20 protein-coding genes and 1 pseudogene are annotated in these 20804 nt (G+C 59.3%); 6 read left to right on the top strand and 15 right to left on the bottom strand.

Annotated features, from left to right (window positions below):
- Window positions 1-101: 101 nt before the first annotated feature.
- Window positions 102-848 (bottom strand): response regulator, encoded by a 747-nt coding sequence (locus GGI60_RS07455; RefSeq protein ID WP_183914457.1) that lies wholly within the window; start codon window positions 846-848, stop codon window positions 102-104.
- A gap of 157 nt (window positions 849-1005) precedes the next feature.
- Window positions 1006-1845, bottom strand: coding sequence for a MipA/OmpV family protein (locus tag GGI60_RS07450; protein WP_246720333.1), 840 nt, complete (start codon window positions 1843-1845; stop codon window positions 1006-1008).
- Window positions 1846-2100: 255 nt separating this feature from the next.
- On the opposite strand from GGI60_RS07450, the gene GGI60_RS07445 reads away from it, so the two are divergent.
- Window positions 2101-2502 carry a hypothetical protein gene (locus tag GGI60_RS07445; RefSeq protein ID WP_183914455.1) on the top strand — a complete coding sequence of 134 codons (402 nt, stop codon included), beginning with the start codon at window positions 2101-2103 and terminating at the stop codon, window positions 2500-2502.
- A gap of 187 nt (window positions 2503-2689) precedes the next feature.
- Window positions 2690-4030, top strand: a complete 1341-nt coding sequence (locus GGI60_RS07440; RefSeq protein WP_183914453.1) for an ATP-binding protein — start codon at window positions 2690-2692, stop codon at window positions 4028-4030.
- Between the two features lie 14 nt (window positions 4031-4044).
- On the opposite strand, the pseudogene GGI60_RS07435 reads toward GGI60_RS07440, so the two are convergent.
- The 4 genes and pseudogenes from GGI60_RS07435 to GGI60_RS07425 form a co-directional block, all read right to left on the bottom strand.
- Window positions 4045-4279 (bottom strand): annotated as a pseudogene (locus GGI60_RS07435) (hypothetical protein).
- A 196-nt stretch (window positions 4280-4475) separates the two neighbouring features.
- Window positions 4476-4700 (bottom strand): hypothetical protein, encoded by a 225-nt coding sequence (locus GGI60_RS31905; protein WP_246720332.1) that lies wholly within the window; start codon window positions 4698-4700, stop codon window positions 4476-4478.
- Window positions 4701-4843: 143 nt separating this feature from the next.
- Window positions 4844-5581, bottom strand: coding sequence for a response regulator transcription factor (locus GGI60_RS07430; protein ID WP_183914452.1), 738 nt, complete (start codon window positions 5579-5581; stop codon window positions 4844-4846).
- Window positions 5582-6321: 740 nt separating this feature from the next.
- Entirely contained in the window at window positions 6322-7407 is a 1086-nt protein-coding gene (locus GGI60_RS07425; RefSeq protein ID WP_183914451.1) for a hypothetical protein, read from the bottom strand.
- Window positions 7408-7889: 482 nt separating this feature from the next.
- Here GGI60_RS07425 and GGI60_RS07420 point away from each other — a divergent pair, with 482 nt between their 5' ends.
- From GGI60_RS07420 to GGI60_RS07405, 4 genes are all read left to right on the top strand, one after another.
- On the top strand, window positions 7890-8465 hold the full coding sequence (locus tag GGI60_RS07420) for a PE-PGRS family protein (protein WP_183914450.1): 576 nt from the start codon (window positions 7890-7892) through the stop codon (window positions 8463-8465).
- Between the two features lie 105 nt (window positions 8466-8570).
- Window positions 8571-10286, top strand: a complete 1716-nt coding sequence (locus GGI60_RS07415) for a type I secretion system permease/ATPase (RefSeq protein ID WP_183914449.1) — start codon at window positions 8571-8573, stop codon at window positions 10284-10286.
- 12 nt (window positions 10287-10298) lie between these two features.
- Window positions 10299-11741, top strand: coding sequence for an HlyD family type I secretion periplasmic adaptor subunit (locus tag GGI60_RS07410; protein WP_183914448.1), 1443 nt, complete (start codon window positions 10299-10301; stop codon window positions 11739-11741).
- A 7-nt stretch (window positions 11742-11748) separates the two neighbouring features.
- Window positions 11749-12027 carry a transposase gene (locus GGI60_RS07405; protein ID WP_183914447.1) on the top strand — a complete coding sequence of 93 codons (279 nt, stop codon included), beginning with the start codon at window positions 11749-11751 and terminating at the stop codon, window positions 12025-12027.
- Window positions 12028-12314: 287 nt separating this feature from the next.
- Here the strand turns inward: GGI60_RS07405 and GGI60_RS07400 are convergent, their stop codons facing one another.
- From GGI60_RS07400 to GGI60_RS07360, 9 genes are all read right to left on the bottom strand, one after another.
- Window positions 12315-12710 carry a DUF3307 domain-containing protein gene (locus GGI60_RS07400; protein WP_183914446.1) on the bottom strand — a complete coding sequence of 132 codons (396 nt, stop codon included), beginning with the start codon at window positions 12708-12710 and terminating at the stop codon, window positions 12315-12317.
- Entirely contained in the window at window positions 12700-14583 is a 1884-nt protein-coding gene (locus GGI60_RS07395) for an adenylate/guanylate cyclase domain-containing protein (protein ID WP_183914445.1), read from the bottom strand. The genes GGI60_RS07400 and GGI60_RS07395 overlap by 11 nt, the downstream gene beginning before the upstream one ends.
- Entirely contained in the window at window positions 14573-15877 is a 1305-nt protein-coding gene (locus GGI60_RS07390; protein WP_183914443.1) for an NAD(P)/FAD-dependent oxidoreductase, read from the bottom strand. The genes GGI60_RS07395 and GGI60_RS07390 overlap by 11 nt, the downstream gene beginning before the upstream one ends.
- Window positions 15878-15880: 3 nt before the next feature.
- Complete coding sequence (locus GGI60_RS07385; protein WP_183914441.1) at window positions 15881-16354, bottom strand: DoxX family protein; 474 nt, start codon at window positions 16352-16354, stop codon at window positions 15881-15883.
- Window positions 16355-16366: 12 nt separating this feature from the next.
- Window positions 16367-17182 carry a putative DNA-binding domain-containing protein gene (locus tag GGI60_RS07380; protein ID WP_246720331.1) on the bottom strand — a complete coding sequence of 272 codons (816 nt, stop codon included), beginning with the start codon at window positions 17180-17182 and terminating at the stop codon, window positions 16367-16369.
- Window positions 17139-18164, bottom strand: coding sequence for a DUF692 domain-containing protein (locus GGI60_RS07375; protein ID WP_183914439.1), 1026 nt, complete (start codon window positions 18162-18164; stop codon window positions 17139-17141). The genes GGI60_RS07380 and GGI60_RS07375 overlap by 44 nt, the downstream gene beginning before the upstream one ends.
- Before the next feature lie 42 nt (window positions 18165-18206).
- Window positions 18207-18476 (bottom strand): DUF2282 domain-containing protein, encoded by a 270-nt coding sequence (locus GGI60_RS07370; RefSeq protein ID WP_097591476.1) that lies wholly within the window; start codon window positions 18474-18476, stop codon window positions 18207-18209.
- A 216-nt stretch (window positions 18477-18692) separates the two neighbouring features.
- Complete coding sequence (locus GGI60_RS07365; RefSeq protein ID WP_183914436.1) at window positions 18693-19736, bottom strand: patatin-like phospholipase family protein; 1044 nt, start codon at window positions 19734-19736, stop codon at window positions 18693-18695.
- Window positions 19737-19797: 61 nt separating this feature from the next.
- Window positions 19798-20628 carry a 3-hydroxybutyrate dehydrogenase gene (locus GGI60_RS07360; protein WP_183914435.1) on the bottom strand — a complete coding sequence of 277 codons (831 nt, stop codon included), beginning with the start codon at window positions 20626-20628 and terminating at the stop codon, window positions 19798-19800.
- Between the last annotated feature and the right edge of the window lie 176 nt (window positions 20629-20804).

Below are 20804 nucleotides of genomic sequence, written 5' to 3'. Positions count from 1 at the left end.
TACCTGTGGAACAGCTGGAAAGGCTGCTTTGGAAGCAGCGATGAGCAGACAGGCTTGAAGCGTTTCCCGGCGGCATCGCCAGCAAGCTTCCGCTCGGCTGATCAGTCCCGCGCCACGGAAACCTCGGGCGTGAAGATATAACCGCCCAGCCGAACCGTCTTGATGAAGGTCGGCTCCTTGTAATCAGGCTCGATCTTTTGCCGGACGCGGCTGACATGCACATCAATACTGCGCTCGACCGGGCCGGCGGAACCTGCATGCGTGCGGGCAAGGATTTCCTGGCGGTTCATGACCTGCCGCGGGTTTTGGCAGAACACCAGCAGAACATCGAATTCTGCGGTCGTCAGCGACACATGGACGCCCTCGCTGTCGATCAGTTCGCGCCTGACGGGATCTATGCGCCAACCGGCGAAGGTCATCGCCTCCTGAATCGGCTTGACCTGCATGGAATAAGAAGAACGCCGCAATAGGGCCCTGATCCTTGCCAGCAGCTCTCTGGAATTGAAGGGCTTTGTGACATAGTCATCGGCACCGAGCTCGAGGCCGATCACTCGGTCGACTTCCTTCGTCAGCGCTGTCAGCATCAGGATCGGAACGGTATTGCTCGATCTGATCCGTCGGCAAATGCTGAAGCCATCCTCGCCCGGCAGCATGCCGTCGAGGACGATGAGCTGGAATTCCTTCTTTTTCAGGATGCGGTCCATTTCCATCGCGGAACCCACCGCCTCGGCGGCATAGCCCGCATCCTTAATGAGGTCGATCAACATGCCCGCAATATCGCGGTCATCCTCGACGATCAGGATTCGGACAGATGCCTGCATGGGTGAATTGACTGCGATATTACTCATATCCGGCGCCTGAATTTGAAAAAGCATCCGCTTCAGTTCCTGTTTAACAGAAAATCGTGTGCACATCGTTTTATTGCGTCGAAACTTGCAGCCGGCCGACAGTCCGGCGCGAGCGGCCAGCAGGCGGTTCAGCTCGCACGTTAACGAGCGGAGGAGGTCAGAATTTGTAGCCGACGAACATCATGACCGAAGGCTGGGTTTCCTTCTGAACCACCGGGCTGTTGCGCGCGTCGCCTGTGAGAATGCCTAGTTCGGCCTGGCCGCGGACGAACCAGTGCTCGGACGCCAGGTAGGTGACGGATGCCGTGAGGTCGATGCGCCTGAAACCCGCGCCTGCGTCATAAACCTCAAGGCCGGACCTTGCCGACTGCAATGGGGTGACGCCGAAGTATGACTTCATGTAATTCTTGTCCGCCCAGGTGGCCGAGGCGCCGGCGGAGAAGATGAACTGTCCTACCATGTGGGAATATTCCGCCCCGAATGTCCCGATGACACCGTCGCTGCCACCGATGATCTTGTCGATTCCGGCGCTGAGCTCGATCGGTCCCAACTCGTAGGATATCACGCCGCCGATTTTTGCGCCGGAATCGATATCACCCAATCCCTTCAGATGATCGCTGTCATCTTCATCGCGGCCAAATTCCATGCCGCCCTTGGCGCTGATTTTGAAATTCTCGACCTTGTAGATATCGACCAGCAGGCCGGTCGGGCCAATATGGACGTAATCGTTGAAGAAGCTTGCGGAAATGAAGGGGACCGGCATGACCTCGAAGTCTTTCGATCCCTCGAATTTCGGCCCGTAAACCGCGCCAGCTCCAACAACGACATTCCAGTCGTGAAGCTTGCCGCGAAACCCACTGGAATGCTCGCTGGATGGCGCAAGCGGTTCACGACCGCCGAATTCGCCGGGGTCCGCCGCCGCAGCATTGCCCGCCACAAGCGACATGACCAGCGCCGGCAAAATCATCGAACCAATTTTCTTCTTTGTTAAAGACAAAGTTCGCTCCTGAGTATTTTCCAAGGCTCGCCGCCCCGTGACCGGCTGCACCCTGCAGGCAAACCGTTTTGGGATGGATTTTGTCTTGTTAAGAAATGTTTCCGGCCGCTATCGGCGAAACCGGAGCTGGCGCTCCAAGACAAGCGGACGCTCGCCTGACTTCAGGCGCAACCTGCATCGGCGTGGTGCTTCAGCAAGCGCAAAGGAACGTATCGGGATGACGCAGCGACACCCGAGGACACAACTCTTAATATAATGAAACGCCTTTTTGAAAAGAAATTCCTACTTTGCCAAGTGCGGCTCAACAAGAGGAATGAAATGATTCCCGGAGAAAATCCCGCCCCTCCTGTCCTTGTCTACATCCCGGACCAGCGCGGATCCCATCTTGCCGGCGAAGTGCTGCGAACCACAGGCTTCGACGTGAGGAGCGTCGGCACGATGCCGGAACTCAAGCTCGCGTTGGAACTCCTTCTTTGCAAGGTGATCGTAACCATCACTTCAAAGATCGGCGAGGTGCGAACCCTTTCCAGCCTTCCTGTGGTCAACATCCAGGCTTTTGTGCTGCCGAACATCGATGCGGCGTCATCAGAGCAGGCAGCGCTTTTCGACAGGGCCGCATTTCTGGAGCGCGTTCGAACCCTCGCGGACCAGCGTTAGGATCCAATTGCAAGCGGCTCCTCACCGACAACAGTGTTAACAAATAAAAACATTATTCAGGCTGGCATCTTGATACCATCGCAACATAGATTTGCCCCCGCTCGGGCTGTTGCGGACTGTGAAGCGGCAAGCGGGGATGAGGGCTGGCAGCTATCAGCTGCTGCCATGCCGATGAAAAGGGCTGACGATGCTGGCGCGATTTTTTGCAGGTTCCATCCACCGGCAGATTGCCGTGCTCGCCGTCGCGCCCGTCGTGCTTTTCGCGATCCTCGGCATCATCAGCGAAAACCTCGCGATCAAGGAGCCGGAAAGCGTCTCACAGGCGCGCGCCATTGCCATGCGCATCGAGTTCGTTACCGACATGATCCGGTCTGCCGAGACCGCAGATCAAGAGACCACCATCCTGGAGGCTGCGAGAAGGACCGGGCTTCAGGTCGAAGAAGTCTCCGCGGCTGAACTGCAGGGCCCCGAGCTGCAGGTGGACGAAGATGATTTTCGCTTCGAAATCGAAAACAATTTTTCGCCGGGCGTCGATGCCAAGCTTCGGGCCACGACCGAGACCGGCCACCTTCAGCCAGTGCTGGTCGTTGGCATGGATCAGCGCCGCGCTCTAGCCTTCCTGCCGCCGCCTGCCGTGTCCGATTCCCGCATCACGGATCGTGAAATCAGCGATTTGCTCGCGACCATGGCCATGTTTGTGCCGGTCGTTCTATTGTCCCTGTATGGCAGCCGCATGATCGCCTCGCCTCTCCAACGGTTTTCGCAGGCAGCGCGCGACCTCGACCCGGATGACGGCCCCGAGCGCCCGTTTGACGAAATCGGACCACCGGAAGTCCGCACGCTCGCGAAGTCGTTGAACGACATGCGCAGCCGTGTACACGGTATGATAGAAGCGCGCACGCGCACGCTGCGCGCCATCAGCCACGACCTGAGAACGCCGCTGACGCGTTTGCGCCTTAGGGCCGAACGCTCAACCGAGCTGCCCTTGCGCACCGCGTTGCTCGCAGACATTGACGCCCTGACGCTGATGGTCGAGGAGACTTTGGTTTATCTCAGGAAGGACACCTCGAACGAGGTCCAACTCAGAGCCGACTTGCCAAGCCTCATAAACACCGTCTGCAACGATTTTACCGACATGGGCTACCTAGTCGCCTATCGCGGGCCTGATCGCTTCGCCTATCCATGTCGACCTCACGCGCTCAAACGCGCTGTGGCCAACCTCGTCGACAACGGAACCAAATTTGCCCAGAACGTGAATGTCGTCCTTCTCGTCAAACCGGATGGATCAATCAGCATCAGTGTCACCGACGACGGACCCGGTATACCTCCGGAATTCCATGCCGATGTCCTTCAGCCGTTCTACAAACTGGATTCTGCGCGGAACGACCGCGGGGGATTCGGTTTGGGCCTGTCTGTCGTGAAAGATGTCGTCGACAGCCATTTCGGCACGCTGACGCTGGAAAATGCTACGCCGCACGGTTTAATCGCCGAAATCAATCTGCCGTCTCGGATTCGATCGACAGGCTGACCACCATCCAGGCTTTAGCTCAGTTGGGCAAGGATATCGTCGACGACGCTCGGGACCGTTCCGGACGTGTCGATACCGATCCCGGCGGGAAAGTGTCTGTTGCTCCTATGGTAGCGAAGAACCACCGCACGCTCGGGGTCCCCAACACAGGCCAAGGCCCGATCACCATGGACGACATGAAAACCACGCTGCTCCAGCTCAGTTTCCAGTGCCGGAACTGCCTTCGATCAAGTAGTTATTGATGCCCATAAGCGACGTTTACCACGGTCAGCAATCCGCTGAGAAGATACTTCACAGGACTATACACTCAACCCCAACGGCAGTTTCGGGACGTTGCGGGCCTAAAGCGCGTCGCATCAAATTTGATTCATGCGACGCGCTTTAGCTCTTTGTTTTGATGCATGTCGTTGTCCCGAAACCGATGCACACTTCCGAGCGAGATGCATTAGTAGCTCCCGAAAACCAGAAGAACCACGCCGATCGCGATGATCGCAAGCGCCGGCCAATTTCGCGCTAAACCGAGGAACCTCAGGCCTTGGCGTCGCGGCTCCAACGTCGCGCCGCCTTGCGGTGTCAGGTGAGGATCACTCGGTCTTCGACGGAGCGTCGGCCGTAGGAGAAAAAGAAGGCCGCCGATTATGAGAGCGGCACCGATCAGGACTGCCCACATCGTCGCCTCCGTTAGGAATACGGACCTAGCTTAAACCAGAGCGGGTCGTGATTGTTCCGTTGCTCCAGCCCGTTATTCAGAGGCGCGCAGGATTTCAACTTCAGCGCTGGTTTCGACAGCCGCCGTTTTATGACGCAGCAGAATTAGGTCAGCGAAGCGTCATGCCCGCCGGCGGTTCTTTGAATCAGGCGGGCAACCACCTCGGTCCGGTTCTGCGCCTGCAGCTTGCGCATGATGTGCTGCAAATGCATCTTCACCGTATGCCCTGACAAATTCAGTTTTCCTGCAATCACCTTATTTGAACAGCCGGATTGCAACTCCGCGAGGATTTCCGCTTCCCGGGGCGTGAAGCCGGCAATCGCGAAATACTGCGTCCTATCATCCAAGCTTTTTTTGGCCCCATTTCTGGCCGGACTGTGCTCGTTCGCGCCGTTTGTACCGGCGCCCAACAGTTGCGGGAAAAATGTGCCTCCTGCCAGAACGAGACGAAGGCCGGCAAGCGCAATGTCAACGGGAAGCGAAGTGGAGAAAAAGCCGCGGATGCCCATCTTGAGCGCCTGCCGGGCGATGATGGCGTCATCCGTACCTGAGAGCAACGTGATGGGAGCATCGGGAAAACGTGCCGCAATCGCCGCGAGATCTTCACGCACGCTAGCGCTCTCAACAGCTCTGCCGGCCACATCCAGTGCAATCAAACGCACCTCAGCTCCAAGTGCCCGATCGAGACTCTCGGTCGAGACCAGATCGATAAGGTTCCACCCGGCGAGTTCGCGCTCCAGCAACTTCACCACGGCTGTACGCGCAAGGGTTGAGTTCCCAATGATGATCACGGTCAGTGTATTGCGCCCCACACGGCGCCTGGCTCCAGAACTGTCGGACATTGCGGGCTCCCCGGAATATTTGCAACCCAACAGCTAATCATATTAATCTCGTTCTCACTACATGTCATGATAAAAAGCGAGTGTATTAGCGATACCAATAGTCCATTCCCTCCTGATAATTCTTATAGTCTATAAGATTTTTGCGAGAGATAACCGTTCCTGCAAGAGCAAATTTCATGCCGGCATGCTGGTTCGACTTGTCGTCGCGGGCTTCCAGCCTTCGTGCAATTCACGCACGGCAAGCGGGTCGGAAAAGCTTTTAAGGGGCTGAAAAGCCAACAGATTTTCGGCAGACCTATTCGGGTAAAGCGCTGATGGACAGAACGTCCTGCCGACCGGCACGGCTTTCTTTCCATATCGCACATCCAAGCAGCCGCGGGCTCGGCAGCAAAACGACAAACGCGCAAGGCAACAAAAGCCTGAGATCGCTGCCAGCCCTTTATGATTACCGAACAACGCGGTCCTATCGATGCATTTAATACCAGTTTGGGTCGTGTTCGCTCATGCACTCGGTGTGCCGGCAGCGCCAGATGCCGGGCAGGTCTCGCAGTCTCGGCGGCCAAAATCAACGACGATGCGATGGGACCATGCTGGAATGTTCGTGATCTCGGTTGGCGCGGCGTCATGCCGGCGCAAGAGACGAAAGCCGGGAGGAACGACTGATATAAGGCTTGAAAAACGCAGGACGAAGGTTTCGTGCGGTTGAGCCTCGGTAATGTAGTCGGAAGCTTACCGATAGATTAGCTGTGCATGAAGCTCAGAATGTCGTCGACGAGAGCCGAATGGGCGTCCGTGAGGTTACCCTCTCCACCGTGGCCCCCGATGCCGGCCAGTTGAAGCGCATGCTGATCATAGAGGACATGATCGATCTGTTGGGCATCCGCCGTCCCGCCGGCGGGAACGGCGATGTTCATGGGATGGAAATAGCCGAAGTTGACGTCGACCATGCTGCCGGTCGACGATCCGACCCCGCCGCCACCGCCGGCATGGTTGCCGGTAAAAATCGTGTCCGACGACAGATTGAAGCCACCGCCATTGCCGCCGATGCCGGCGATCTGCACGGTGCCCTGATCGAAAATCACATTGTTTGTCTGATGGGCCTGCGCCGAGCCGCCCGCGGCGCCGATGGCGATGTTGATCGGCGAGAAGATGGCGATACTCACATCGACCATGCTGCCGACGAAATATCCATCGCCGCCGTGGCCGGCATAATTGTCGCCGGTGAAAGTGAGCGACGTTCCCGGGCTCATCAAGGGGCCGTGGCCCGCGACATTTTGATCTCCGCCCGAGCCGCCCATGCCGCCGATCTGGGTCGCGCCCTGCAGGAACAGTGCGTTGTTCGATTGCTCGGCGTGAGCCATTGCGCCGGGGCCGGCAGCCACGGCGGTATTCACGGGGGCAAACAGCGCGACTTCGGTGCTGACGAGTCCGCCATAGAAAAGGCCGGTGCCCCCGCTACCGGCATGATTGGCGTCACCGCCGCCGATGGCAACATTGCCGCTTCCGCCATTCCCGCCTATCCCCGCCATTTCGGTGGGATGCTGATTGATGAAGGCGTCGTTGCCCTGAACCGCCTCGGCACCCGAATGAGGCCCCGCAATAGCGGCGTTGGACGGCATGAAGACCGCCAGCGCATTGCTGCTGATCACACCTTCACTTATTCCGGCACCGCCGCTGCCGGCTGAATTGGAGCTCGGACCGGAAGCGACATCCAATGGAAGCCAGGTCGGCACCAATGCCAGATGCCCCGCAGCCACGTTGAAGGCGAGGTTTTGATCGGCGCCCGCTTTGGGCAAGTCTTCCGACAAGGGGCGAAATTCCGTCATCACCATCTCCGTTCCGCGACCAACCGCGACCGCCGCGCGTCCGGTGTATGCAGCTCGATTGTTCAGGCATTGTGCCTCTGAACGGAAGAAAAGCAGAGCCTGCAATTCGTCTACGCCTGGTCGGCTAGTCCTGTAGCCATTTGGGCGTCATGGCCGCCGCGTGCTGTTGTCCGCGTTCGAGAGCACCAAGCCCGCCCTTGGTACAAGCGGTTTTCTTTCGAAATAAAGCCGCTCGCAAGGCGCCGTTGTTTGTGACCAGGCCATCCGCGCCGGATCACGACGGACTCATCCCAAAACAACGCACCGTCATCACGAAGTATACGCCCGAAAGTACATCGCCGAATATCTAGATAGTTTGCAGTTTAAATCGTGGCAATATTCGGCACGCGGCTGTATTGGCTGGGGCGACGAACTGAATACCAACGCCGTAGGGGACCGCCGTAAAGGAACTCGGACGAAACGAAGTAGAAGGAGTGATATCAATGCCTATTCCACAAATATCCGACACGATTCATCTCAACAATCCGGATGCCGGTGACGCGAATGCTGGCAACGGCGGTTATGGCCACAACGATGGAAACATCAACTACAACCCGGTTGCATATGTAGAGCCCGTGCAAACGGTTTCCGGGGCAACGACCGATCTGCACAATGGCGATCACGTCTGGCAGAAGGCAGATTGGGACGCCGGCAATGGCGGACCTGGTGGCTTTACCCAGGCCCAGAACGGCTTCCTGGCGAAGATCTCGAACAGCGGCGCCGGTGGCGCGGGGGGAGACACTCACTCCAACGGCGATCAAGGAAACGAGAGCGGCGGTAACACGGCTTCAGTGGCGGCAGCGACGACCGCGACACAACACACGCAGCTGATGGCCGATCAGCATGCCACCATCCTCGCGGGCGTCGGCGGCAACGGCGGCAACGGAAACATGGCTCGTGGCGGCGATATATCGTCGGCTCTGGTTCACACCGATCCCGAAACGACGACGGTGCACAATTCTCTCGATCACTTCATAAACGCCTTTGGCGATATCGACCTCAGCCATCTCGGCTCATGAACTAAGGTCCCGAGGGCCGCCGGTTTCGGCCGGCGCCCCTCAGGCGTGACTGAACCGAATCCGCAGCCTTCCTCTTGTCAGTATCAAATGCAGCGAGATCTGATAATGACAACGACCTCGACAAAAACAGCGCGCCCGCAGACACAGCTCGTTGTTGCGCTTCGAGCCTGTGCCGGAGCCTTCGGCTTGGTCTTCCTCTACAGCTGCGGCTACAATCTCTTTCTGCTGGCGCCCTCCATCTATCTTCTGCAGATCTATGACAGGGTCCTGTCGAGCCGCAGCGCCGACACGCTTTTGATGCTGACGCTGATCATCGCCATCGCCGTGTTGGTCGGGTCCATGCTGGATATCGTGCGCAGGGCGGCGCTTTCGCGCGTCGGCAGCTGGGTGGATCACAGGCTGCGGCCGCTGGTGCTCACCGCATCATTCGAATATGCCGCTCGCGTCGATGCGGGCACCGCCACGGAGTGCTACAGGGACCTGGCCGCATTGCGCCAGTTTCTCGATTCACCGGCCGGCTCGCTGTTTTTCGACCTTCCCTGGGCGCCGGTCTTCCTGCTCCTGCTCTTTCTCGTTCATCCGCTGCTTGGGACCATCGGTCTTTTGAGCGCGGTTGCACTTCTGCTGTTTGCGTTTCTGACGGAACTGGCGACGCGGGAGCCGCTTGCCCACGCCAATCTCGGGCTTTCGAGAAGCTATTTCCGATTTGCCACCGCCCTCAAAAACATCGAGGTGATCCGGGCAATGGGCATGCAGGATGGCGCAGCGATGATCGTCTATCGCGATGCGGAAATGGCAAGAAGGGCGCAGGACATCGCCATGCATCGCACGGAGATCATCCTTGGCTTCTCCAAATCGATCCGCACGCTCGCGCAGATCCTGATGATGGGATCGGCGACCTGGCTGGTGCTCGTCAACGACGGCAGTCCCGGAATCATCTTCGTTGCGAGCTTGCTGCTCGGGCGCGGGCTTGCACCGATCGAGGGCGCAATCGGTGCATGGCGCTCTTTTACCTTTGCGCGGAATGCCTTCAATCGCTTGAACAGGATGCTGATAACAGTCGCACCGGACCATGACGGCCGCATCGTGCCGTTCCCGGAACCCAATGGCCTTGTTCTTGATAATGTCAGCTATATCAAGCCATACGCCGATCGGCCAATATTGACCGGCATCACATTGCGCCTCGCACCGGGCGATTGCATAGCGCTTATCGGCCCGTCGGGATCGGGAAAATCGACCCTTGGTCGCGTCATGGCAGGCGTGGTGCCAGCAACGAGCGGATGTGCCCTTCTCGGCGGGGTCGATATCTCGGCTCTGCGCCTCTGCGGCGGGACGCGCCACGTCGGATACCTGCCGCAGGACATCGAACTCTTCGGCGGCGCCATCAAGGATGTGATCGGCCGGCTGGACGGGGAAGATCCCGGCAAAGCGATCGACGCCGCGAAGCTGGTAGGATTGCACGACGCAATCATGCGGCTGCCGCAAGGCTACGAAACCGATATCGGTGAAAATGGCAGCCTGCTCCTCAGAGCCCAGCGCCAACAGCTGGGACTGGCTCGGGCGGCCTATGGAAATCCGTCGCTGATCATTCTCGACGATCCGAACTCGAGCCTCGATTATGACGGCGAACGGATGCTGTTTGCGGCCATCGAGCGCATGAAAGCCCGGCGGATGACCGTCGTTATCATCACCCACCGGATGGGGATCCTGCCCGTCACCAACAAGATCGCCATCATGCGTAACGGCACGGTGGCGGCCTTCGGCGACAGCGAACGGATCTATGAAACCTATCTTCAACCGCCGTCTCGAACAGGAACATGAGGGGACGCCGCCATGACCCTGGTTTCACTGGACGCACCGCCGGCGAGACTTTCGAATTCACCAAGGACGGGACAGCGCTTGGCTCGACGATCAGCAGCAGCCGGGCAAGAGACGGTCTATGCGCCGGTGATCAAACAGAAACTGCGCGGCCCCGCCCCCGCTTCGCCGATGCCGGGGCTCAGGGGCGTTGTCTGGATGGGGAACCTGTTGATCCTGGTCTTCGTCGTCGGACTGGGAATGTGGTCGGTTCTGGCGCCGCTGAAAAGTGCGGCAGTCGCATCGGGCGTTATCGAACCGGAGTCCAGCCGCAAAACCATTCAGCATCTGGAAGGCGGCATCGTGCGGCGCATCCTCGTCAAAAACGGCGATAGTGTCATGGCCGGGCAGATCGTCATCGAACTCGACGACACGAAGTCCCGTGCGGAGCGCGACAGCGTTCAAGGGCAGCTTTGGGATGCCGAAGGAAACCGCGCCCGCCTGCTTGCGGAGCAGGCGGGCGGCGACCATGTCACCTATCCCGAGGATCTGAGAGCCGCCGTGGACAGATATCCTTCCGTCAGAGCGATTCTGACCGGGCAGCAGAAAATCTTCGAAGCCCGTCGCCGGGTCGTGCAGGCGGAAATTCAGATCACCAATGAAAAAATTGCGCAGGTGCGGCAGGAAATCGTCGGACTTGACGCGCAGAAGGCGGCGCTGGCCGGCCGCGCCGCAATTTCGAGCCAGGAACTGGATCAGGTTACCGCTCTCAGCGCCAAGGGGCTGGAAAAGAAGAGCAGACTTCTCAACCTGCAGCGGGAAAAGTTAGATCTTGATGGCCAGCAGGGTGAAGTCGCGGCGCAGATCTCTCGCGCCTACCAGGTGATCAGCGGAGCACAGGCCGATCTCGCAAAACTCGAGAGCGACCGGCTGAGCGAAATCGCCCAAGGCATGCGCGATACGGAAAGCCGGATCATGCAGCTGCGCGAGCGCCTGCGCGCCATCGACGACCAGCTTTCGAGGACCGATATCCGGGCTCCCGAGGATGGCACAATCATGAACCTGCGCGTCCACACAGCAGGTGGGGTGATCGGCGCGGGCGAACCGCTCGTCGACCTCCTGCCTCGCTCCGATCGGCTGGTCGTGTCTGTCCACGTCAGACCTGATGACATCAATCTCGTCCGCGCGGGGCTGGAGGCACAGGTTCATCTCCTGCCCTACAATCAGCGGCGCGTTCCACTCCTGAAAGGTCGGGTCGAATATGTATCGGCGGACCGTCTCATCGACACGCAGAGCGGCCAACCCTACTTTGCTGCGACCATCCGCGTAACGGACGAGCGGCTAACGAAAATGAGTGATGTCGAACTGGTCGCCGGCATGCCCGTGCAGACGCTGATCGAAACCGGCGAAAGCAGCGTGGCCTTCTATGCCGTCAGACCACTGCTCGACAGCTTCAACAGGGCATTTCGTGAGGATTGAAGCAGTGATGGGCAAGCGAAAATATGACGACGACCAGATCACGGGCATCCTGAAGGAACACCAGGCCGGCGTAACGGTGGCGGATGTTTGCCACAGGTACGGCATCAGCGAGCCGACCTTCTATCGGTGGCAATCCCTACAGTCCGGAAATGCCGGACCCCATGCCAAAAGGGTGAGAGCCCTGGAGGAAGAGAACCAGAAGCTCAAGAAGCTTTTGGCCGAATCACTGCTCTCGGCGGCGACGCTGAGCGAGATGCTGGCGAAGTCAACGAAAGGGCGGCACTAACCTCTGAACAGAGGGTCGGTTGGCTGCCCTACTCGACGACCGCACCGGCATGAGAACCCGACCCATGGAGCGGAAGGCTCGGTCTCCTAAGCAAGGACGGAGAAAGGCAAGGTCTGCACCCAGCATGCAGATAACCACCGCGGCCACCTTTAAGAACGCTTCTGCCTCATCCCCCATCCTCCCCCTGCGTAGATTTTGCGCCAGCTTAAGAGGTGGTGGATTATGGTCCAGACCTGTAAACCCAAGCCGACCGCTTGACCTCGCGGTCGTCCGCCTCAGTCGCCTGCTCAAACGTTGAGATAATTTTGCCAAGCTACCACGGTCAAAATCATCGAATAGGTCAGATGATGAGCGAGCTGATCGCCTCCATGCAGCATCCAGAATGAACGCGCATTCACTGCGCAAGGATGACGGCGGCCGTGAACGGCTTTGAGATGATCAATTAGGAAATGAACCAGAAACTCGCCGGCTGCAACAGCGATACTCCACGTCAGGTGTGGCATTGATAACCAGAGGATTGGCAGGGTGGCGGCGGCGTGAATGCCTGCGTGGACATATCCTCCCGGTCTCCTGAAATCCCCTTTGCCACCGATCATCCAGGCAGGCTGCAGCACGTAATCGGCCACGAAATGCTTGATCTGCAGCCACACGAGCGTTGTGAGGAGGAGGCCATCAATCGCCATGTCGCGCTACCTGCTCCCGCTTCATGCTTGGATCAATCGTATGCACGCAAACCGGTGCAGTCTTTCCTCGGATGTTTACTGCTCCCAATAATCTGGCATGGAGATCGCCTCGCGTCCTCCGGAACGTTTCGTCGCTCAGCGCGATCTCCACGCCCTTCTCCTTCGCGGCGCCGACGAGCCGGCTTGCGAGATTGACGACGTCGCCGATCGCCGTGTAGCTCAGCCTTTCCGCTGAGCCAATATTTCCGACGAGCGCCACACCACTATTGATGCCGATACGCACGCGAATGGCATCGTGCTTCGGCGCGATAGGAGGCATGGCGTGCATGGCGTCACGGATTGCCGCCGCAGCGCGACACGCACGCAGTGCATGATCGGGTTCGTCATTTGGCGCATTCCAGATTGCCATCACCGCGTCGCCGATGAATTTGTCGACCGTACCGCCCTCAGCATGAATGGCGGCGATCGATGAGGTTAGAAAGCGGGTCAGGCTCGGCTCGACGCCGCTGCCGAGCTCTTCGGTCAGTTCCGTGAAGCCAGGTAAATCGGCAAACAGGACTGTTATTTCCCTCAGCTCACCGCCTGGACGAGGCTCGATGCCGCCATCGACCAGCGGACGGACGACCTCGATCGGCATAAAGCGTGCAAAGGCGGAAAGGCCACTGGACATTCGTTTCAGCGCGAACGAGAAGTCGTCGAGTTCTGCGAGCAGCGCTGGCCGGTGCTCAATGGCCTCGAGTTCGAACCTCTCGATCAGGTGCAGTTGCCCGGCAAGACGGGACAATGGTCGAGTGAAGAGCGTTCTGGCAAACAGGATCGCAGTCACTGCTGCGAGCAATGCGATGGCACCAATGATGAAGATCACGCGCTCGGTATTGGCATCGATGTCGCCGGCAAAGGTCGACCGCGGTATCGCGGTGACCAGTCGCCAATCTTCGAACGGCAACTTGCCCGACGACACAAAGACCGGACCGAGGCTTTTGCTGTCGACCAGCGTCCTAGAGCTGTCGATCCCGTCGCGGGTCGCCGCGGTGGCGACCGCCGCGGCCAAAGCGTCGGATGGAGGGAAATCCTTCAGATGAGCCGCCACGACACCGTCGGATGATTCTGATGTCGCCAATACCATATCGTCTCTGGTGAGGACGAAGGCCTTGCTGCCCTTCGGAACCTTGAGTGCGGAAAGCGTGGCCGACAGCCGATTCAGGCTGACCGCCACCATCACCACGCCTTCGAAATGTTTGAAGACTTCAACCCTTTTGGAAACAACAATCGCCGGCTCGAAGCCATTGGGCAAAACGCTGACGACAGTCCAGGCCGCTTCCGTGCTCATGCTGCCGCGCCGATACCACGGCGAACCCTCCGAGACGTAGACGCTTTCGGACTTCAGGCGGTTCTCGAAGAAAATATCACCGGGTATTGGCTTATAGAGATCACGGCGCAACGGGCGCGGCTTTCCCGGCGCCGCTGCGCCAATCTCCACCATTTCTATCTCGCCGTCCGGCATTGCGTGTGAGCCGAAAAAACGGCCATCCGGGAAGCCGAACCCGATCCAGGCGATCGCCGGCTGCTCGCGCAGCAGCGACAGAAACAGGAACTCACGCTTGACTTCGTCGTCTGGCCGGACGGCGCCCTGAGAAAAAACTGACCTGATGATCTCGGCGCTGCTGGAAACCAGCGCCAGATTTGAGGTCAGCGCATTGCGGACGGCGGCGGTGCTTTGGGCGTCGAGGCTGGCGACAACCGTTTCGACATTCTGGGTCGCCGCGCGATACCAGACCAGGTGGACAAGCGCCGCCGTGGACAACACTGCAAGCAACAGTAACGCCGTGACTGCGCGTCCCATTTTAACCCGTGGGAAAGCCCTAGCGTTCATGGCGATCGGTAATCAGCCGGGCGCTGCGATCATAGCGAACGTAAGCCAGAGCCCAATCCATGAACACCGCGGCGCGATTGCGGAAACCGACAAGAAACCAAAGATGCGCAATATTCCACACCAACCAAGCACCAAGGCCCGACAGCCGGATTCGGCCGAAGTCGGCAACCGCCGCCTTGCGCCCGATTGTCGCCAGACGGCCAAATTCACGATAGCGGAACGGCCCGGCGGGCTGACCCTCAAGTTCGGCGAGGATGGCGCGTGCTGCGTGCTCGCCCATCTGCTTGGCGGCTGGCGCGACGCCCGGAACTGCCCCGCCATTTTCACCCGTCACCGCCGCGGTGTCGCCAATCACGAAGATCTCATTGTTGCCCGGCGGGTTAAGATTTCGGTCGACATGGACGCGGCCGGCGCGATCGGCAGGCACGCCTAGCCATTTGGCTGCTTTGGAAGCCATGACGCCGGCAGCCCACAGCACACAGGATGAATGAATTTCCCGCCCGTCGGCAAGTGTAACACCTTGAACATCACAACGCGTCACCGCCGCCTTAAGAAGTACCTCGACGCCAAGCATCTCCAGGTGCCGCCGGGCTTTCTCAGACAGTTTCGGCGGCATGGCGGGCAGGACGACACCACCGGCTTCGACCAGGACAACGCGGGCGGAGGACGAGTCGATGCGTCGAAAATCGCGAACGATGACCTTTTTCGCCAGTTCGGCAATGGCGCCTGCCAGCTCAACCCCGGTGGGGCCGCCGCCGACGACGACGAATGTTAGAAAGCGCTCGCGGTCGCCCCGCTCCTCGGCAGCCTCGGCGCGTTCGAAGGCCGACAGGATACGGGCGCGGATTTCCGTCGCATCGGCGATCGTCTTCAATCCGGGTGCGGTCCGCGCCCATTCATCATTGCCGAAGTATGCGTGCCTGGCGCCGGTCGCGATGACGAGATAGTCGTAGGCAATGCAACGGTTGGCGGTCAAAACGAGCCGCGCGTCCTTGTCGATCCCCTCGACACGCTCCATCAGAACCGTGACATTGGCTTGCCGAGAGAGGATGCGACGGATCGGCATGGCAATCTGCGCAGGAGAAAGTCCTGCCGTCGCCACCTGATAGAGCAGAGGCTGAAAAAGATGGTAGTTGCGCCGGTCAATGACCGTCACATCCACGTCGGCATGCCGGAGACCCATGGCCGCCGCCAGACCGCCGAACCCAGCCCCGAGAATGAGCACCTTTTTGCGCCGAACCGGGGCCCGAATCGCGTTCGGATCCGACGCTGACGAACCATCCGCGACCTGCATCGCTCAGCGCTCCCTCAAGAAGAAACGCAAGGCGAGATAGTCGAGCGAAACAACCCCGGCACCGCGGGTCAGGATCAACAACAGCGGCGCGGTCCAGAGCAAATGATCGGGCCAGTTCTGCGGATAGACGAGGAACTGGATCGTCGAAATCACGCCAAGCAACATAAGGGTGGCAAGTCGGGAGAACAGGCCGAGAAACATCAAAATGGAGCCGCTCAGCTCGGCCGTCGTCGCGAGCCCAGCGGCCACGCCGGGATCGATCACTGGCAGCCTGTATTCAAGCGTGAACAACTGCACCGTTGTCGGCCAGGAGGCAAGCTTGCTCTGCGACGACTGCCAGAAAACATGTGCGACGGCCAGGCGGGAGGCGAGTTGGGCAAGCGAGAGCGGTAGCATGTTCAAACGCTTCAATGCCAAGACATAGAGCCCGGCAATCCCGCCTTTGCGGGCCGCTGCGACAGGGTTCATCATGGTCATGATTTCCATCCTTCAATTGGTTGCGAGCTGGATGTGATGAATGCGGGCTACGAGACCTTCCGCGAACAAGCCGCTCAAGGCAGCCGAAAGATCGAAATCGGGCGTTCGCGGAAGGATACGGTCAACGGCCGCCTCCAGACTCGCACGCTTCCTCAGTGCATGCAGGAATGCGAAATCCCGAGCTTCAAGGCGCAGAAAACGCACGCTCTCGTTGGTTCGCCATAAAGCGATGCGCTCAGGTCGGCGGCATAATGCCGTCAGGGTCCCGATCTGTCCGTCGGGCTGATGCGCCGACCAGATCTCCAGTGCCGGCCAGCGACAGACGAGCAGACGCAGCGACGGCTGAAGAAAGAGTTGTGGCACTGTGTCGGCTTCGCCGTCTGCAAGCTGCTCCAAGATGCAGCCCGGCAATGCCGGCGCGTCAAGCGCCTCCGCGATCATCCATTCCAGCCGGGCAGTTTCGGCGATGAAGGGCATCGAACGAATGTCTTCGAACCCGGCCAGAAAGCGAGGGAAATTGCCACCATAGCGGACGAGCCGCGCCTCCTTTGGCGGATTGTTGCGTATGAAGATGCCGGCAACGTAACGAAAGTAGTTCTCGCCCAACAGCTGCACCGTGACCGGGAAAACCGCGATCAAAGTCGCCGTCAGCGAGGCGAAAGTGTTGTTGCGGTAGATGTTGAACCGGCGCAGCGGATCGAAGGCGGCTTTGGCCAACACCGGAGCAACGTCACAACGATCGTCGTGCAGAATGGCCTGGGCAATCCGTGACTGAAGGGCGCAATTAGAAAGCATGGCCACTCCTCCTCGGCCTTGGATGATTGGCAAATACGGATGGCTTGATTGTCGCAAGTGCAGCAAGTGCCGGCATTGGTCCTTTCGTGCTGGCGGGCTGCAACGGCAGGACCATGCCTTCGAACCGGCCCGTCTGCGGCGCGGGCCGTGCGGCCTGCATCCGATCTTCGAAGGCGATCGATTGGGCGAGCAGGTCGGCCCACATGGCTTCGCCGAGCAGCACGTCCAGGGCGGGGACATCGGTATCCCATTCGATGAGCGTGGGGCGATGTCCGATTTTCCGGATCGCATAGGCATAGAGTGACCAGACCGCCGGCGGAACGCGCGAGCCATGGTCGTCGATCAGGACGATATCGCCCTCGACCTCATTGACCGCATGGCCGGCGAGGTGAATTTCGCCGACGGCATGCGCCGGGAGCTGATCAATGAAGGCTTTGGCGTCGAAGCCGAGATTGCATGCCGATACATAAACGTTGTTGACGTCGAGGAGCAGACCGCAACCGGTGAGCCGGACGAGTTCAGCGAGAAATTCCGCCTCGGTCATGGTTGAATCCTCGAAGGCGATATAGGCCGAGAGGTTTTCGATAAAGACGCGCCGCTGAAGCGCATCCTGAAGCCGCAAGACATTGGTGGCGACGACGGCCAGTGCCTGCGCATCATAGCGCAGCGGCAGAAGGTCATTCAGATAGGCGCCATCGGCAACGCTCCAGGCAAGGTGTTCGGAAACCAGGCTTGGCTGGAAACGCAGGCAGAGCTTGCGCATACGTTCCAAGTGATCGCGATCAAGACCGAAGCTGCTGCCGAGCGACAGACCGACACCGTGGATCGACAGGGGATAGCTTTCCCGCAGCCGCTCAAGCGCATCGACGGCCGCCGAGCCGCCCATATAATTTTCCGCATGGACTTCGAGCCACCCCGCCGACGGGCGGCGGGACAGCATTTCGCCGATATGCTGGGAGCGAAGACCGATGCCCGCGGCGTTCGGCACCGGATTGCTCGGAAATATCTTGGACATCGGTTGCTCCTTTCGAATGTGCAGTTGAGAGCTTGAGAGAGGTCAGGCCTTCGGTTCGGTGCTGCCGCCGGTAATTTTGCTGCAGGTGCCGGCCGGGATGTAAATCCAGGAATCCTTGGCATTGTCGGCCGTCGCCGTGCCGGCGCAGGAATGGCTGGCGGTCTGGCAGTCGTTGAGGCCGGCCTTGACGACGCCAAAGCATTTTTCGAATGAGAAATCCGGCTTGGCAGCCGGGCCGGCAAAGGCGCTGGCGGCGCTCATGGAGGCGGCTGCGGCAATAGCCGAGCTGATAAGAAAACGTGAAGCATTCATGAGAAGTCTCCTGGTTGGTGGGGTCAAACCGCCATCGGCTTGACTAACTCACTTTCCCAGAAGTCTGCTTCCGTCTGAAATGCTGTCTCCGCATGGTTTCGATACGCCGTCTCTATGCTTCGGCAGTCGATCCCATCCAAAAAGAGCCCCCGTTGGAAAAGACGAGGGCTCAAGGGGCAGTATCTGGCAACTGCCGGGAGTGAGAATTGTCGAGGATCAAAGATAGCGTTCGCGGATGTCCACCGTCGATCGTTTGCCGATGTCGTGGTAGTTGGCGACCAGCCAGAGATCGGCGCATTCACGACCGCGATCCCTCAAGTCCACAAGCGCTCCCCAGTCTGCGTTCAGCTTGCTCGACACGCTTAGATTCTTCATCGTGTCGTCGTCGGAGATACCGTGCACAAAAATACGCTTGAGATTGGGCGGCGTCGTCCCCTGAGCATCGATAAGCTGCGTGACGAAGGCCACGGCCCGCATCTCCCTCAGCAGCGACGAGTTGAAGCTGATCTCGTTGATGCGGTTGAGAATTTCTCCCGCGGTCCGCGGCAGGTCGGCTCTTTCGATCGGGTTGATATGGACCACGAGGACGTCGGGCGTATCGCAGCCATAGATCAGCGGGAATATCGCGGGATTTCCCATATAGCCACCGTCCCAGTAGGCTTCGCCCTCGATTTCCACCGCCTGGAACAGGAAAGGCAGGCAGGCGGACGCCATAACCGCATCGATCGAGAGCTCGTCATTCCCGAAGACCTTCACCTTGCCGGTCCGCACATTGGTGGCACAAATGCTGAGTTTTACCGGGCAGCGCGCCATTCGGATCGCGTCCAGATCGATCGATTGCTCCAGCACCTGGCGCAGCGGATTGAAGTTGAACGGATTGAACTGATAGGGCGACATCAGCCGCGTGACGAGGTCGAACATGATAAATGCCGGGGAGAACTCCAGCGATCTGGAACCGGCAAGGCGGTCGAGCAATGTCGGCTGCAAAGGGCCCGATGCGGCAGCATGGCTGACGCGACGCCAAAAATTGGCAAGAGCGCTCTGTGCTCCGCTTCGCCCCCCCGCGGCGAGGCCGTAAGCCATGACGGCGGCATTCATCGCGCCGGCACTCGTCGCCACGATGCCTTCAAATGAAAGGGTGGGCTCATCCAGCAGCCGATCGAGCACGCCCCAGGTGAAAGCCCCGTGCGCGCCGCCGCCCTGCAGCGCGAGGTTGATCATCCGTGGATCACGCCCGGCAACAGAAAATTCGGGCTGCATTCTGGGCTCACTTCCAACATGTGTGTTCACGATCGCCTTCCCTCTCGTTTGAAATGATTGGTCAGTGTGCGGTCCAGCCGCCGTCGACCGGAATAGCGGTCCCGGTGATCGATCCGGCCAGATCGCCGCAGAGAAATACGGCGAGCGCACCCATTTCTTCGACAGTGGCAAATCGCTTGGTCGGTTGATCCTTCAGGAACACCTCGCGGATCACCGCATCTCGCGCGATCTTATGCGACTTCGCCTGATCTTCGATCTGGTGTTCGACGAGCGGCGTCCAGACATAGCCGGGGCAGATCGCATTAGATGTGACGCCGAATTCCGCACCTTCGAGCGCGATCGTCTTTGTGAAGCCGACGATGCCATGCTTGGCCGCCACATAGGCCGATTTGAACGGCGATGCGACCAACCCATGAGCCGAGGCGACATTGATGATCCGCCCGTAGCCTCTGGCGCACATGCCATCGAATGTCGACTGCACCAGATGAAAAGCGGCGGAAAGATTGATGGCGAGGATAGCGTCCCACTTTTCCGACGGAAACTTTCCGATCGGCGAAACGTGCTGGATGCCGGCATTGTTGACGACGATGTCGACCTGGCCGAACCGCGCGACAGCCCTCTCAACCATCATTCGGATGGCCTCCGGCTTGGTCATGTCAGCGGCGTCGTAAGCGACGTCGACGTCGTTGTCGCCTGCGATGTCGGCACGCAGTGTCTCGATTTCGGCGGGGTCGCCGAACCCGTTCAACATCACGGCCGCACCTGAGCGAGCAAGTGCATGCGCAATGCCAAGACCGATCCCGCTGGTGGAGCCGGTGACGATGGCGCTGCGCCCTTCCAGGGGCTTGCGGCCGATGAGAGTATCGATTTCAGGATCAAAGGCGTTCAGCATATGCGCTCTCCACTGCGATCAAGGACATTTTCTGGCGTCATGCAGTCACAGTGGAGTATCGGCGCTCACTTTAGAAATGCCGGTCGGGTATGGAATTGATAAATCCATGGCATTGGATGAGAATGCCGCCGCTGTAGAGAATTGCAGCATAGATAAAATCGCGTTCATCCCTGGGG

It is taken from the genome of Rhizobium lentis (assembly GCF_014200175.1).
GTDB classification, from domain to species: Bacteria; Pseudomonadota; Alphaproteobacteria; order Rhizobiales; family Rhizobiaceae; genus Rhizobium; species Rhizobium mulingense.
Note: the sequence above shows the minus strand (reverse complement) of the source record. Positions and strands in the feature narration are given on the sequence as shown.

What these genes read in the sequence shown, in the direction of transcription:
- GGI60_RS07455 (WP_183914457.1), bottom strand. Translation starts at nt 848, where the DNA reads ATGAGTAATATCGCAGTCAATTCACCCATGCAGGCATCTGTCCGAATC.
- GGI60_RS07445 (WP_183914455.1), top strand. Translation starts at nt 2,101, where the DNA reads ATGAAACGCCTTTTTGAAAAGAAATTCCTACTTTGCCAAGTGCGGCTC.
- GGI60_RS07440 (WP_183914453.1), top strand. Translation starts at nt 2,690, where the DNA reads ATGCTGGCGCGATTTTTTGCAGGTTCCATCCACCGGCAGATTGCCGTG.
- GGI60_RS31905 (WP_246720332.1), bottom strand. Translation starts at nt 4,700, where the DNA reads ATGTGGGCAGTCCTGATCGGTGCCGCTCTCATAATCGGCGGCCTTCTT.
- GGI60_RS07430 (WP_183914452.1), bottom strand. Translation starts at nt 5,581, where the DNA reads ATGTCCGACAGTTCTGGAGCCAGGCGCCGTGTGGGGCGCAATACACTG.
- GGI60_RS07425 (WP_183914451.1), bottom strand. Translation starts at nt 7,407, where the DNA reads ATGACGGAATTTCGCCCCTTGTCGGAAGACTTGCCCAAAGCGGGCGCC.
- GGI60_RS07420 (WP_183914450.1), top strand. Translation starts at nt 7,890, where the DNA reads ATGCCTATTCCACAAATATCCGACACGATTCATCTCAACAATCCGGAT.
- GGI60_RS07415 (WP_183914449.1), top strand. Translation starts at nt 8,571, where the DNA reads ATGACAACGACCTCGACAAAAACAGCGCGCCCGCAGACACAGCTCGTT.
- GGI60_RS07410 (WP_183914448.1), top strand. Translation starts at nt 10,299, where the DNA reads ATGACCCTGGTTTCACTGGACGCACCGCCGGCGAGACTTTCGAATTCA.
- GGI60_RS07405 (WP_183914447.1), top strand. Translation starts at nt 11,749, where the DNA reads ATGGGCAAGCGAAAATATGACGACGACCAGATCACGGGCATCCTGAAG.
- GGI60_RS07400 (WP_183914446.1), bottom strand. Translation starts at nt 12,710, where the DNA reads ATGGCGATTGATGGCCTCCTCCTCACAACGCTCGTGTGGCTGCAGATC.
- GGI60_RS07395 (WP_183914445.1), bottom strand. Translation starts at nt 14,583, where the DNA reads ATGAACGCTAGGGCTTTCCCACGGGTTAAAATGGGACGCGCAGTCACG.
- GGI60_RS07390 (WP_183914443.1), bottom strand. Translation starts at nt 15,877, where the DNA reads ATGCAGGTCGCGGATGGTTCGTCAGCGTCGGATCCGAACGCGATTCGG.
- GGI60_RS07385 (WP_183914441.1), bottom strand. Translation starts at nt 16,354, where the DNA reads ATGACCATGATGAACCCTGTCGCAGCGGCCCGCAAAGGCGGGATTGCC.
- GGI60_RS07375 (WP_183914439.1), bottom strand. Translation starts at nt 18,164, where the DNA reads ATGTCCAAGATATTTCCGAGCAATCCGGTGCCGAACGCCGCGGGCATC.
- GGI60_RS07370 (WP_097591476.1), bottom strand. Translation starts at nt 18,476, where the DNA reads ATGAATGCTTCACGTTTTCTTATCAGCTCGGCTATTGCCGCAGCCGCC.
- GGI60_RS07365 (WP_183914436.1), bottom strand. Translation starts at nt 19,736, where the DNA reads ATGCAGCCCGAATTTTCTGTTGCCGGGCGTGATCCACGGATGATCAAC.
- GGI60_RS07360 (WP_183914435.1), bottom strand. Translation starts at nt 20,628, where the DNA reads ATGCTGAACGCCTTTGATCCTGAAATCGATACTCTCATCGGCCGCAAG.